General features: G+C 69.4%; 10 protein-coding genes and 1 pseudogene. 4 read left to right on the forward strand and 7 right to left on the reverse strand.

Features of this window, described 5'->3' with window-relative positions; genetic code table 11:
• Positions 1-6: 6 nt before the first annotated feature.
• Positions 7-2919, reverse strand: a complete 2913-nt coding sequence (gene uvrA, locus ACK4ZD_RS12095) for an excinuclease ABC subunit UvrA (RefSeq protein WP_409662325.1) — start codon at positions 2917-2919, stop codon at positions 7-9.
• Between the two features lie 105 nt (positions 2920-3024).
• Here uvrA and ACK4ZD_RS12100 point away from each other — a divergent pair, with 105 nt between their 5' ends.
• Complete coding sequence (locus tag ACK4ZD_RS12100; protein ID WP_409662328.1) at positions 3025-3456, forward strand: Ig-like domain-containing protein; 432 nt, start codon at positions 3025-3027, stop codon at positions 3454-3456.
• On the opposite strand, the gene ACK4ZD_RS12105 is transcribed toward ACK4ZD_RS12100, so the two are convergent.
• The 5 genes from ACK4ZD_RS12105 to recQ all read right to left on the reverse strand — a co-directional run bounded on the left by ACK4ZD_RS12105 (position 3446) and on the right by recQ (position 8675).
• Complete coding sequence (locus ACK4ZD_RS12105; protein WP_409662331.1) at positions 3446-4345, reverse strand: ketopantoate reductase family protein; 900 nt, start codon at positions 4343-4345, stop codon at positions 3446-3448. The two genes, ACK4ZD_RS12100 and ACK4ZD_RS12105, sit on opposite strands and share 11 nt — an antisense overlap.
• 53 nt (positions 4346-4398) lie before the next feature.
• Positions 4399-4824, reverse strand: a complete 426-nt coding sequence (locus ACK4ZD_RS12110; protein ID WP_409662334.1) for an OsmC family protein — start codon at positions 4822-4824, stop codon at positions 4399-4401.
• 141 nt (positions 4825-4965) lie between these two features.
• A complete protein-coding gene (locus ACK4ZD_RS12115; RefSeq protein WP_409662337.1) occupies positions 4966-5319 on the reverse strand; it encodes a c-type cytochrome in 354 nt (117 codons plus the stop codon).
• A 102-nt stretch (positions 5320-5421) separates the two neighbouring features.
• A complete protein-coding gene (locus ACK4ZD_RS12120) occupies positions 5422-6630 on the reverse strand; it encodes a sulfite oxidase (protein WP_409662340.1) in 1209 nt (402 codons plus the stop codon).
• Between the two features lie 197 nt (positions 6631-6827).
• Positions 6828-8675 carry a DNA helicase RecQ gene (recQ, locus tag ACK4ZD_RS12125; RefSeq protein ID WP_409662344.1) on the reverse strand — a complete coding sequence of 616 codons (1848 nt, stop codon included), beginning with the start codon at positions 8673-8675 and terminating at the stop codon, positions 6828-6830.
• A 106-nt stretch (positions 8676-8781) separates the two neighbouring features.
• Here recQ and ACK4ZD_RS12130 point away from each other — a divergent pair, with 106 nt between their 5' ends.
• Positions 8782-10011, forward strand: coding sequence for an MFS transporter (locus ACK4ZD_RS12130; RefSeq protein ID WP_409662347.1), 1230 nt, complete (start codon positions 8782-8784; stop codon positions 10009-10011).
• On the opposite strand, the gene ACK4ZD_RS12135 is transcribed toward ACK4ZD_RS12130, so the two are convergent.
• Positions 9960-11336, reverse strand: coding sequence for a chloride channel protein (locus tag ACK4ZD_RS12135; RefSeq protein WP_409662350.1), 1377 nt, complete (start codon positions 11334-11336; stop codon positions 9960-9962). The genes ACK4ZD_RS12130 and ACK4ZD_RS12135 overlap by 52 nt on opposite strands.
• Before the next feature lie 102 nt (positions 11337-11438).
• Between ACK4ZD_RS12135 and ssb the strand changes: the two genes are divergently transcribed.
• Both ssb and ACK4ZD_RS12145 read left to right on the forward strand, forming a co-directional pair.
• Entirely contained in the window at positions 11439-11927 is a 489-nt protein-coding gene (gene ssb, locus ACK4ZD_RS12140) for a single-stranded DNA-binding protein (RefSeq protein WP_409662353.1), read from the forward strand.
• Positions 11928-12052: 125 nt separating this feature from the next.
• Positions 12053-12294: pseudogene (locus tag ACK4ZD_RS12145) on the forward strand (hypothetical protein); the annotation flags it as partial.
• Positions 12295-12551 lie beyond the last annotated feature (257 nt).

Genomic DNA, 12551 nt, shown 5'->3' on the forward strand with positions numbered 1-12551 from the left:
GCCGGCTCACGCCAACAGCGGCCGCAAGTAGCGGCCGGTGTGGCTCGCAGGATGGCGGGCGATGTCCTCGGGCGTGCCGGCGGCCACCACGGTGCCGCCGCCGGCCCCGCCCTCGGGGCCCATGTCGATGACCCAATCGGCGGTCTTGATGACATCGAGATTGTGCTCGATCACGACAATGGTGTTGCCGTGGTCACGCAACTGGTGCAGCACGCGCAGCAGCAGCCCGATGTCGTGGAAATGCAGCCCGGTGGTGGGCTCGTCCAGGATGTACAGTGTGCGGCCGGTGTCGCGCTTGGACAGCTCCAACGCCAGCTTCACGCGCTGCGCCTCGCCGCCCGACAATGTGGTGGCGCTCTGCCCCAGGCGGATGTAGCCCAGGCCCACGTCGATCAGGGTCTTGAGCTTGCGTGCGATCGCCGGCACCGCGCTGAAGAATTCGTGGGCATCTTCCACGGTGAGATCGAGCACCTCGGTGATGTTCTTGCCCTTGTAGAGCACCTCCAGGGTCTCGCGGTTGTAGCGCCGGCCGTGGCAGACGTCGCAGGGCACGTACACGTCCGGCAGGAAGTGCATCTCCACCTTGATCACGCCGTCGCCCTGGCAAGCTTCGCAGCGCCCGCCGGCCACGTTGAAAGAGAAACGCCCTGGGCCATAGCCGCGCTCGCGCGCCATGGGCACCTCGGCGAACAACTCGCGGATGGGCGTGAACAGGCCGGTGTAGGTGGCCGGGTTGGAGCGCGGCGTGCGGCCGATGGGCGACTGATCGACGTTGATGACCTTGTCGAAGACCTCCAAGCCCTCGATTTCGTCGTGCGGCGCTGGTTCCAGGTGGCTCTGATAGAGCTTGCGCGCCACGGCAGCATACAGCGTGTCGTTGACCAGCGTGGACTTGCCCGAGCCGGACACGCCGGTCACGCAGGTGAACAGGCGCACCGGGATCTCGACCGTGACGCCGCGCAGGTTGTTGCCGCGTGCGTTGACGATGCGCAGCACCTGCGGGTCGGTGCTGTCGGCCAGGCGCCGGCGTCGCGACGGCACCGGGATCTTCAGTTTGCGCGCCAGGTACCGGCCGGTGAGGGAGTCCTCGTGGGCCGCCACCTCGGCGGGCGTTCCCTGGGCGATGACGCGCCCGCCGTGCACGCCGGCGCCCGGGCCCATGTCCACCACATGATCGGCCGCGAGGATCATGTCCTCGTCGTGTTCGACCACCAGCACCGAATTGCCCAGGTCACGCAGGTGCTTGAGCGTGCCGATGAGCCGGTCGTTGTCGCGCTGGTGCAGTCCGATGCTGGGCTCGTCGAGCACGTACATCACGCCCGTCAGGCCCGAGCCGATCTGGCTGGCCAGGCGGATGCGCTGAGCCTCCCCGCCGCTCAAGGTGTCGGCGCTGCGATCCAGGCTCAGATAGTCCAGCCCGACGTTGTTGAGGAAGCTCAGGCGCGAGCGGATTTCTCGGATGACTTTGTCGGCAATCTCGGCTTTGGCGCCCTTGAGCCGCAGTGTCTCGAAGGTGCGCAAGGCCTCGGCCAGGGTGGCACGCGAAATCTCGTAGATCGGCGTGCCCCGGCCGCTGACGGCATCGACCAAGCGCACGTGGCGAGCCTCGCGACGCAATCGCGTGCCGTGACAGTCGGGGCAAGGTTTGTTGCTCTGGTAGCGGGCCAGTTCCTCACGCACGGCCACGGAGTCGGTCTCGCGCCAGCGGCGCTCGAAGTTGGGCAAGATGCCTTCGAAAGGATGCCTGCGCTTCACGCTGCGCTTGCGGCCGCCGCTGCCGTCGGCCTCGTAGACGAACTCGATGGCCTCCTCGCCCGAGCCGTAGAGGATCACCCGGCGGACCGGCTCGGGCAGATCCTCGAAGGGCGTGTCGAGGTCGAAGCCGTAGTGCCGCGCGAGGCTTTCGAGCATCGAGAACGTGTAGGCGTTGCGGCGGTCCCAGCCCTTGATCGCGCCACTGGCCAGGCTCAGCGAGGGGAAAGCCACCACGCGCTCGGGATCGAAAGCAGTGACCTCGCCCAGCCCGTCGCAACTGGGGCAGGCGCCCACCGGCGAGTTGAACGAGAACAGACGCGGCTCCAGCTCGGCCAGCGAGTAGCTGCACACCGGGCAGGCGAACTTGCTGGAAAAGAGGTGCTCGGCGAGCGAGTCCATCTCCAGCGCGATCGCACGGCCATCGGCGATGCGCAACGCGGCCTCGAAGCTCTCGGCCAGGCGTTGCTGCAGTCCCGGCTTGATTCTCAGGCGGTCCACGACCACGTCGATGTCGTGCTTCTCGGTCTTCTTCAGCGGGGGCAGGTCAGCCGCCTCGTAGACGACACCGGGCTCGCCGCCCGAGCCGATGCGAAAGCGCACGAAGCCCTGGGCCTGCATGTCCTGGAAGAGTTCGACGAACTCGCCTTTGCGGTCACGCACCACGGGGGCGAGGATCATCAGTCGCGTGTCCTCGGGTAGGGCCAGCACAGCATCGACCATCTGGCTCACGCTCTGTGCTTCTAGCGGCAGGTCGTGGTCGGGGCAGAAGGGTGTGCCCGCGCGGGCATAGAGCAGGCGCAGGTAGTCGTGGATCTCGGTGACCGTGCCGACCGTGGAACGCGGGTTGTGGCTGGTGGCTTTCTGCTCGATGCTGATGGCCGGGCTCAGGCCCTCGATCACATCCACGTCGGGCTTGTCCATGAGCTGCAGGAACTGCCGCGCATAGGCCGAGAGGCTTTCGACATAGCGGCGCTGCCCTTCGGCATAGAGCGTGTCGAAGGCCAGCGAGGACTTGCCCGAGCCCGACAGTCCCGTGATCACCACGAGTTTGTGGCGCGGCAGATCGAGGTCGATGTTCTTGAGGTTGTGGGTGCGAGCGCCGCGCACGCGGATCAATGGCCAATCGGTCGGCAGACTCGGGACGGCTGGCGGTCGCTGAGACATGGATCGCTGCAGGCTGGGAAAAACCAAGCATCATAGTCCGGCGGCCGGTCCGTGCTTGGCAGGGGCCCGCAGGCGCGCGGCCGACGGTGGCGCTACGATGGGGCCATGGCACGTCCTGATCGATCCGCATCCTCCCGCCACCGCGCCTGGCTGGCCGGTTTGGCGCTGGCCGTCCTGAGCGGCTGCGGCGGCGGCATCTATTTGGGGTGGGACCACGGCTGGATCGGCTGGGAAGACGGCTGGGACCGCAGGGCCCCCGACGTCTCCCTGGTCGTGGCCCCGACCAGCGCCCCCGCGGGCGCCACGGTCACGCTGTCGGCGGCGGCCAGCGACGACCAGGGCATCGACGAGGTGATCTTCTACCGCCGCAGTGACAACGGCAGCGTGCTGCTGGGCAGCGTGGGACGCAGCCCCTACACCTGGAGCACCGTGCTGCCCGCTGACGCGAGCGGGTCCGTGGGTTACTTCGCGCGCGCGGTGGATGTGGTGGGCCGCCGCACCGACAGCGCCACCGTCAGCGTCACCCTCACGCCCTGACCGGGCCGGCTTCGATCAACTTCACGAGCGCCCACAGGGTCCGGTTGACGGGCGTGGCCACGCCGCGTGCCTCGCCGCGGCGCACCACCAGGCCGTTGAGGTGGTCGATCTCGGTGGGCTTGCCGCGCAGCAGGTCCTGCGCGGTGGAGGACAACTGGGCCGGCATCGTCCCGGCCAGGCGGCGCACCGCCTCGTGCGCATCACCGGGCACCTCCACCCCCTCGGCCCGGGCGACGGCCAGGCACTCGTCCACGACGTCGCGCATCACCTCGGCCACCCCCTCGCCCTGCACCAGCCGGCCGTAAGGCAGGCGGGCGATGGCCGACAGGGCGTTGTAAGCACAATTGAGGACGAGCTTGGCCCACAGCGCGCCGGCCACGTTGTCGGACACCTGCACCGGCACGCCGGCTGCGCCGAAAGCCTCGACCAGGCCGGCGCTGCGTGACGAGGGGCCGATGACCAGCTCGCCGCGGCCATGGTGGCGCACGTGGCCGGGGCCGGCCATCTCGGTGGCGACATACACCACGGCCGGCAGCACCTCCTGCGCCAGCACCGTGCGCAGCCGCTCGGCGTTGTCCACGCCGTTTTGCAAGCTCAGCACCAGGGCGTCGGCGCGCAGGTGCGGCTGCATCGCGCGCGCGGCGGCCTCGGTGTCGGAGGACTTCACGCAGCACAGCACCACCTCGGCGCCGGCCACCGCCGCCGCGTCGGTGGCCGCCTGCACGGCCACGTGCTCATCGAAAGTCGTGGTCTGCAGCCGCAGGCCCCGGGCGCCGATGGCCTGCACATGGGCGGGCCGCCCGACCAGCACCACCTCATGCCCGGCGCGCGCCAGCATGCCGCCGTAGTAGCCCCCCACCGCGCCCGCGCCCATCACCGCCCATTTCATCACCTGCTCCTGCCGAGATCACTGCCGACGATGGTAACGGGCCGGATCGAGGCTCAGGCCTCCAGCCGGGCATCCAGCGTGATCGTGGCATTGAGCACCTTGGACACCGGACAGCCCTCCTTGGCGCGCTGAGCGGCCGCCTCGAAGGCAGCCCGGTCCGCCCCGGGGATCGCGGCCACCAGGTCCAGATGCACCGCGGTGATGGCAAAGCCGTCGCCCACCTTCTCCAGCGACACCGTGGCGGTGGTGCGGATGCTGCGCGCCGTCAGACCCGCCGCTCCCAGCTGGGCCGACAGGGCCATCGAAAAGCAGCCCGCATGGGCGGCGGCGATCAGCTCTTCCGGGTTGGTGCCCGGGCCGTTCTCGAAGCGGGTGCCGAAGCCGTAGGGGGCCTCGGTGAACAGGCCGCTTGACACGGAAAGACGGCCCTGACCGTCCTTGAGGCCGCCATTCCAGGCGGCCGATGCGCTGCGCTTCATGCCAGGTCTCCTCGCAAGGGGGGTTGCCGCAGGCCGCGGCGGCTCCGCGGCCCGTCGAACCCACACCCTAGTCGAAATGCCCGCGCCGCGGGCGGTGACCCTGACGCGCCTGGGCCCAAGGCCGGGCACCGGGGCCCGGGCTCAGCGCTTCGCGCCGGTGGCGTGCGCCACGTACAGCGCCAGCGCCTCGATCTGGGCGGCGCTGAGGGTCTGCTCGTAGGCCGGCATGATGCCGAAGCCGTTGCGCACCGCCTTGGCCACGCGCTCGGCATCCGGGCGCAGTTCGTCGAGCGAGGGGCCCACGGCTCCCTGCGCGCCGGCGTCGGCCAGGGCATGGCAGACGGCACAGGCTGGCGTGGCCCCCCGGAGAAACAATTGCTTGCCCAGCGCCAACTTGTCGGCTTCGCTGGCCTGGGCGCCCAGCGCCAAACCGGCCAAGGCCGCCGCGACGGCGGCACGCAGGCGAAGAGTCGTTGGGAAGGACCGTCGAGACATCGGGGGAACGTCAGCAGCAAAGCGGGGCAGGCCGCACGCCGCCCGCAAGCGGCGCGCGAGGGCTCGAGACGCGGGGCCTGCGCAGAGCCCCGCGCCGCGAGCTCAGGCCACGGTGATCCTCACCGCGTGGTCGGCCCAGCTGTTGTTGTTGTAGCCGTCCTGGTTCTCCATGCGCTGCTCGGGCTGCACATTGCCCTTGGCATCGGTGGCGCGGCTGGCCAGGGTGTAGGTGCCAGGCTTGAGGTCGGCCGAGAACACGAACTGGCGCCAGGCGTATTTGCCGAGGTCTGGGCCTACCAGGCGGGCGGGCTGCCAGGTCTTGCCGCCGTCGATCGACACCTCGACGCCCTTGAGCGCTTCGATGCCGCCAAAGGCCACGCCATGGATCTGCACCCGGCCGGCCTTGACCGGGCCCTGCTCGGACAGCGGGCCGTTGATCCAGGACTTGACGTTCATGCCCAGCACCGACTCGTGCTCGGGGCCGCCCTTGGCACCCACGGGGCTGACGCGATAGCGGTTGGCCATGATGCCCGCCGTGGTCTCGCGCGGCGTGAAGGCCACGTTCTTGACGTACTTGATGTTGTTCACGCCGGTGTAGCCCGGCACGATCAGGCGCAGCGGACCGCCATGGGCCAGCGAGATCGGCGAGCCGTTGAGCTCCCAGGCCAGCAGTGCGTCTTCGAGCGCAGCGATGGGCACCGAGCGCTCGACCTTCACCGAGTTCGGGTCCACGCCTTCGGGGATCTTTTCGCCGCCGGTGCCGGTGATGTAGCGGGCTCCATCGACCAGGCCGCCCAGGGCCTGCACCACGTTCTTCAGCGGCACGCCACTCCAGACCACGCAGCCAGCCGCCCCCACCGTCCAGGGCGTCCCGCTGGGCTTGTGCGGGAAGAAGCCGCGGCCATTGCCCGAGCACTGCAGCACCATCGCCACGGTCTCGATGCCCAGCGTCTTCAACTCGGCCAGGGTGAGGTCTCGCGGCGACTTCACGCCCTGGAAGGAGACCGTCCAGGCATCGCGGTTGTCGAGGATGGAGGGGTCCGGTGCCGGCAGGTTGTTGCGGATGAAGAGCTGCTCGCTGGGCGTGATGACGCTCGTGCCGAAGGCGCTGCGCTTGGTCTCCAGCGTGCTGCTGCTGTGCACGATGAGGGCCGATGCGTCCTTCCAGCTCACGAAGGCCGGCAGCGGCTTGGGTGTGGCGGCCTGGGCCACGGCCCCTTGGGTCCAGGTGGCCAAGCCCACGCCGGCCAGCGCACTGGCACTGCCCACCAGCAGGTGGCGGCGCGGCAGCGAGGTCGGTGTCTCTTGCATGGTCGTTCTCTCCTGATTCATCGAAGGATCGGCGGCCCCACCGGGATCATGCCGGCAAAGCACCAACGCGAAGTGTGACAAGAGGTCATGACGTTCACGACGAATGTTGCGCCTTGTTACATTGTCGGGGGCCGAAAACCCTCCGATCCCTCGGGGCTTGCCGCGCCGCAACAGCGCTGCGGTCGTGCTCGCACAGGTCAAACGCTGTCGAGCACGCGCAGCAGTTCTCGGCCGTAGGCCTCCAGCTTCTTGGCCCCGACACCGCTGATGCCGGCCAGGGCCTGCAGGCTCGCAGGGCACTCGCGCGCCATCTGCACCAGGGTGGCATCGTTGAAGACGATGTAGGCGGGCAGGTTGTGCTCGCGGGCGACTTCGGCGCGCCAGGCCTTGAGCGCCCGCAATCGGGCCTGGGCGGGCGCGTCCAGGTCGGCCGCCGCGGCCCGGGCCGCGGCCTTGCCGCGCACGCTCCCGGCCGTGCGGCCCCTCGCCGCATCGGTGGGCACGCGCAGGCGCAGCGACACCTCGCCGCGCAGCACCGCGCGGGCGCTGTCGGCCAGCGACAAGGTGTTGAACTCGCCCTCGGCCACCACATGGCCCAGCGCCACGAGCTGACGCAGCACCAAGCGCCATTGCGGCTCGGACAGATCGGCACCGATGCCGAAGGTGCTGAGCGCCTCGTGCCCGTACTGCAGCACCTTGGGCGTGCGCTGACCCCGCAGCACGTCGATCAGGTGGCCCGCGCCGAAGCTCCTGGGCCGAAAGCGGTAGATGCACGACAGCGCCTTGCGCGCTGCCTCTGTGGCATCCCAGGTGGCCGGCGGGTTCAGGCAGTTGTCGCAGTTTCCGCAGGGCTCGCTGCCTTCCCCAAAGTAGTCCAGCAGCCGCACGCGCCGGCAGTCGTGCGCCTCGGCCAAGGCCAGCAAGGCATCGAGCTTGGCGCGCTGGACACGCTTGAACTCCTCGGTGGCCGGGCTGTCGTCGATCATGCGGCGCTGGTTCACCACGTCGGCCAGGCCGTAGGCCATCCAGGCCTGGGCGGGTTCGCCATCGCGACCGGCCCGGCCGGTCTCCTGGTAGTAGCTCTCGATGTTCTTGGGCAGGTCCAGGTGGGCGACGAAGCGCACATCGGGCTTGTCGATGCCCATGCCGAAGGCGATAGTGGCCACCATCACCAGGCCGTCCTCGCGCAAGAAGCGGTCCTGGTGCTGCTGGCGCACGGCGGCCTCGAGCCCGGCGTGGTAGGGCAGAGCGGGGACGCCCTCGGCGGTCAGCCAAGCGGCTGTCTCTTCCACCTTCTTGCGGCTGCCACAGTAGACGATGCCCGCTTCGCCCGCATGCTCGGCACGCAGGAAGCGCAAAAGCTGGGCCCGCGGGTTGTCCTTCTCGACGATGTGGTAGCGGATGTTGGGTCGGTCGAAACTGCTGATGAAGACCCGCGCGTCCTGCAGCGCCAGTCGCGCGAGGATGTCGGCGCGGGTGTGCTCGTCGGCGGTGGCCGTCAGCGCGATGCGCGGCACCTCCGGGTAGCGCTCGTGCAGCACCGACAGCCCGAGGTACTCGGCCCGGAAGTCGTGGCCCCACTGGCTCACGCAATGGGCCTCGTCGATGGCGAACAGGCTGAGCAGGCCGCGCTCTCGCAGCGAATCGAGCTGGGCGAGAAAGCGCGGCGTGGTCACGCGCTCGGGCGCGGCATACAGCAGCACCAGGCGCCCGCTCATCATCTCGCGCTCCACCTGCTGGGCCTGCTCCAGGCTCAGCGTGGAATTCAGGAAGGCGGCGTGTACGCCGGCCTCCTCCAGCGCGCCGACCTGGTCGTGCATCAGGGCGATCAGCGGGCTCACCACCACGGTGACGCCGCAGCGGCGCCGATGACGGGCAATGGCCGGCACCTGGTAACACAGGCTCTTGCCTCCGCCGGTGGGCATCAGCACCAGCGCGTCGCCGCCGGCCGTCACGTGCTCGACGATCTCGGCCTGACGGCCACGGAAGGCCGGGTAGCCGAAGACTTCCTGGAGGATGGACAGCGGGTCGCTGGAGGCAGTCACGGGGCGGGCGGGAACGGGAACGGGCCGGCAGGCAAGCCGCGATGCTACGCCAAGCCCGCGCCGGTGCCACGGACGCGAACGATCTGGGACAATGAAGGCTTCGCCCATGTCCACCCCTGACCATCGCTTCACCCCCGACGAACGCCGTGCCAGCGCGTGGCTGGCGGCCATTTTCGCCCTGCGCATGCTGGGGCTGTTCCTGATCCTGCCGGTGTTCGCAGTCCATGCCCGCAGCCTGCCCGGGGCCGAACAGGTCACGCTCGTGGGCCTGGCCATCGGCATCTACGGCCTCACGCAGGCCGTGCTGCAACTGCCTTTGGGCTGGGCCTCCGACCGCTTCGGCCGCAAACCCGTCATCGCCGCCGGGCTGTTGGTGTTCGCGCTGGGCTCGTTCGTCGCCGCCGCGGCCGACGGCCTGACCGGGGTGATCGTCGGGCGGGCCTTGCAAGGCGCGGGGGCGGTGTCGGCCGCCGTCACCGCCTTGATCGCCGACAGCACGCGCGAGACCGTGCGCACCAAGGCCATGGCCCTGGTGGGCGGCTCCATCGGGCTGGTGTTTGCGCTGTCGCTGGTGGCTGGGCCTTGGCTGTATGCCGCCATTGGCATGGACGGCGTGTTTGCCCTCACCGGCGTCTTGGCCCTGGGTGGCATCGCCGTGGTGCTGTGGCTGGTGCCGGCCGCGCCCCGGCAAGCCCCCCCGGCCTCGCCCCTGACTTGGACGCAGGTCGTGGTCCACCCCGAGTTGCTGCGCCTGAACGGCGGCATCTTCGTGTTGCACCTGGTGCAGATGGCAATGTTCGTGGCCGTGCCCGTGGCCCTGGTCGAGCACCTGGCTCTGCCCGTGCAGCGCCACGGCTGGGTCTACCTGCCGGTGGTGCTGGCCTCCTTCGCGCTCATGCTGCCGCCACTGCTATGGGGCGAGCGCGCCGGCCGCGTGCGCGCCGTCTTCCTGGGCAGCATCGCCCTGCTGGCGTTCACCCTGGCCGGCCTGGGCTGGTGGTGGCAGGTGCCGGCCGCGCTGGTGGCCCTGCTGCTGGCCTTCTTCGTGGGCTTCAACATCCTGGAAGCCTCGCTGCCCTCACTGGTGTCCCGGGTGGCGCCGCCTTCGGCCAAAGGTCTGGCCCTGGGGATCTACAACACTGCCCAATCACTCGGCCTGTTCGCCGGCGGCGCCCTGGGCGGCTGGCTGGCCACGCACTGGGGCTATGCCGCCGTCTTCCACGTGTGCGCCGCGGCCCTGCTGCTGTGGCTGGTGCTGGCCTGGCCGATGCGCGCGCCCTCGCGTCAGCGCGCCGCGCCCGCCTCGCCCGACGGGCCCGCGTCTGCGGCGGTCTGAGCGCGGGGCATCAACCGCAGCAACTGCAGTTCCGCCAGCGCCCCATACAGCGGGCGGCTGAGCAGGCGCGACACCAGGCTGGCCAGCATGGCCGCGGCCATCAGGCTGAGCACCATCGCGTGGCCGTCCACCATCTCCATCACGATGATGAAGGCCGTCAGCGGCGCCTGCGTGGCCGCCGCCAGGAAACCGGCCATGCCCATGGCTATCAAGGCCGGCGTGGCCGGATGGCCCACCAGCACGGCCACGTCATGGCCCAGGCCGGCGCCGATGGACAACGAGGGCGCGAAAATCCCGCCCGGCACCCCCGACCAGTTCGACAGCCAGGTGGCCACGAATTTCAGCAACACGAACAGCCCCGGCTGCTGGTCGGCGTGGCCCGCCAGCAGCTCGCGCGTGTGCGTCTCCCCACCGCCCGAGGTGGCCCCGCCGCTCACCCAGCCGATCAGGGCCACGGCGAAGCCGCAGGCCGCCGCAAAACGCAGCGGGTAACGGGCGCGCCAGCGGCTCACCCGGTCGGGCAGACCGGTCATCGACACCACCAGCAACCGCGCCATCAGGCCGCCCAGCAGGCCACTGGCCACGATCACGCCGGCCGCCGGCAGCAGCAGGCCCGCATCCAGCGTGCCCACGTGAATGACCCCGAAGTAGGTGACGTTGCCGAACACCGACACCGCCATCAGACCCGCCAGCACGATGGCGCCGATCACCACCGAACTGGCCCGGCTGTCCAGCCCGCGCCAGAACTGCTCGATGCAGAACACCACCCCAGCCAGCGGCGCATTGAAGGCCGCCGCAATGCCAGCCGCGCCGCCGGCGGCCAGCAGCGCGCGGTCGTCGATGCCCGAACGCGGCGACAGCCAGCGCCGCGCGTGCAGCATCACGCCCGCCCCCACCTGCACCGCCGGCCCTTCGCGGCCCACCGACAGCCCGGCCAGCATCGAACCCGAGGTGAGCACCAGCTTGGCGCAGCTCAGGCGCAGCGAGACGAACAGCTTGCGCGGCCCCGGCTCCACCGACGGATCCATGGCCGCCGTGACCTGCGGGATGCCCGAGCCGGCCGCGCCGGGAAAGAAGCGCTGCGTCATCCACACGATGGCCACCACCCAGGCGGGCGTCCACACCAGCGCCAGCCACGGACGGGGCCCGGTCAACCCTGCGAACTGGGCCAGCGCGGCGTTGCTCAGCAGCGTGAAGCCCACGATGAACAGGCCGGCCGCCGCGGCATAAGCCAGCGCGATGAGGCGGTCGACCCAGGCGCGGGCGTCGCTCAACTCCCGGCGCACATTGGCCAGGAAGTCCGGTTCATGGTGAGGAGGGGTCATCTGGTTGCCAACTGTAAGCGGAGCCCGCCAATGGGGGAACGCCTGCAAGACCCGGGCCCGGCATAATGGCTGGTTGAACCCCCAGATACCCAGGAGCCGGCCATGGCCTCGATCAACAAAGTCATCCTCATCGGCAACCTCGGCCGCGACCCCGAGGTGCGCTACACCCCCAACGGGGCAGCCATCTGCAACGTGACCATCGCCACCTCGCGCAGCTGGAAAGACAAGAACTCCGGCGAGCGCATGGAAGAAACCGAGTGGCACCGCGTGGTCTTCTACGACCGCCTGGCCGAGATCGCCGGCGAGTATCTCAAGAAGGGCCGATCCGTCTACGTCGAAGGGCGGCTGAAGACCCGCAAATGGCAGGACAAGGACGGTGTCGAAAAGTACACCACCGAAATCATCGCCGACCAGATGCAAATGCTTGGCGGCCGTGAGGGTGGTGACGAAGGCAGTGGGGGCTACAGCCGCAGCAGCGAAGCAGGAGGTGGCGGCTCCCGCCCGGCCGCCCGCGCCCCGGCGGCCTCCAAGCCCGCACCCCAGAAGTCCAGCACGGGCTTCGATGACATGGATGACGATATTCCGTTCTGAGGCCTCACCCGCCTGAACAGCCCCCTCGAGGCCCCGAGCGCCAAGCGCATCGCCACCCTGGACGACGTCCTGAGCCGCAATGCGCAGCGGCTGAAGATCAAGCCGGTTGCGCTGCGCGGCGCGACCTGAGCGGGAATTCACTAGGCCCATACAGTCCGGTCACGCTCCATGAGTGGCTGAATCGGCTGCACATCGTTGCGTGGTGGGGCGTAGAGGAAGTACGAGTACGACCGAGCTTGGAAGAAGCCGGGGGCACTACCCGACCAGGGCCCCTCGCCGAAAAGTCCGTGACGGCCTAATCGCGATGCTTGGGGACACACCAGTCGGCTACGCCCTGTCGTGCGTCGCACTGGGTCGTGGCGATGGCTGACCAGGAGGGTCAACGGTGAAGGTCAGCTTTTGCGTCGACGACTCCCTCTTTTGGGGGTGCCGAGCCACCTGCCAATCAGGCAAAGTGCGCCTTGCAAGCGCTGCGCCAATTTGCATGAAATTTAGTGCTGTGCAAACATCCAGACAATGCCTGGAAACGCAGGCTGGGCGCGGCTTTGCGCCCGATCGAGCCGCCGGTGTTAGGGAGACAGCCGTCGGTGTTATGCAGCAGGTTTGCTCCCTATAACACGTTAT

The organism is Caldimonas sp., from assembly GCF_046291045.1.
In the GTDB taxonomy this organism is placed as follows: domain Bacteria; phylum Pseudomonadota; class Gammaproteobacteria; order Burkholderiales; family Burkholderiaceae_C; genus Caldimonas.

What these genes read in the sequence shown, in the direction of transcription:
- uvrA (WP_409662325.1), bottom strand. Translation starts at nt 2,919, where the DNA reads ATGTCTCAGCGACCGCCAGCCGTCCCGAGTCTGCCGACCGATTGGCCA.
- ACK4ZD_RS12100 (WP_409662328.1), top strand. Translation starts at nt 3,025, where the DNA reads ATGGCACGTCCTGATCGATCCGCATCCTCCCGCCACCGCGCCTGGCTG.
- ACK4ZD_RS12105 (WP_409662331.1), bottom strand. Translation starts at nt 4,345, where the DNA reads ATGAAATGGGCGGTGATGGGCGCGGGCGCGGTGGGGGGCTACTACGGC.
- ACK4ZD_RS12110 (WP_409662334.1), bottom strand. Translation starts at nt 4,824, where the DNA reads ATGAAGCGCAGCGCATCGGCCGCCTGGAATGGCGGCCTCAAGGACGGT.
- ACK4ZD_RS12115 (WP_409662337.1), bottom strand. Translation starts at nt 5,319, where the DNA reads ATGTCTCGACGGTCCTTCCCAACGACTCTTCGCCTGCGTGCCGCCGTC.
- ACK4ZD_RS12120 (WP_409662340.1), bottom strand. Translation starts at nt 6,630, where the DNA reads ATGCAAGAGACACCGACCTCGCTGCCGCGCCGCCACCTGCTGGTGGGC.
- ACK4ZD_RS12130 (WP_409662347.1), top strand. Translation starts at nt 8,782, where the DNA reads ATGTCCACCCCTGACCATCGCTTCACCCCCGACGAACGCCGTGCCAGC.
- ACK4ZD_RS12135 (WP_409662350.1), bottom strand. Translation starts at nt 11,336, where the DNA reads ATGACCCCTCCTCACCATGAACCGGACTTCCTGGCCAATGTGCGCCGG.
- ssb (WP_409662353.1), top strand. Translation starts at nt 11,439, where the DNA reads ATGGCCTCGATCAACAAAGTCATCCTCATCGGCAACCTCGGCCGCGAC.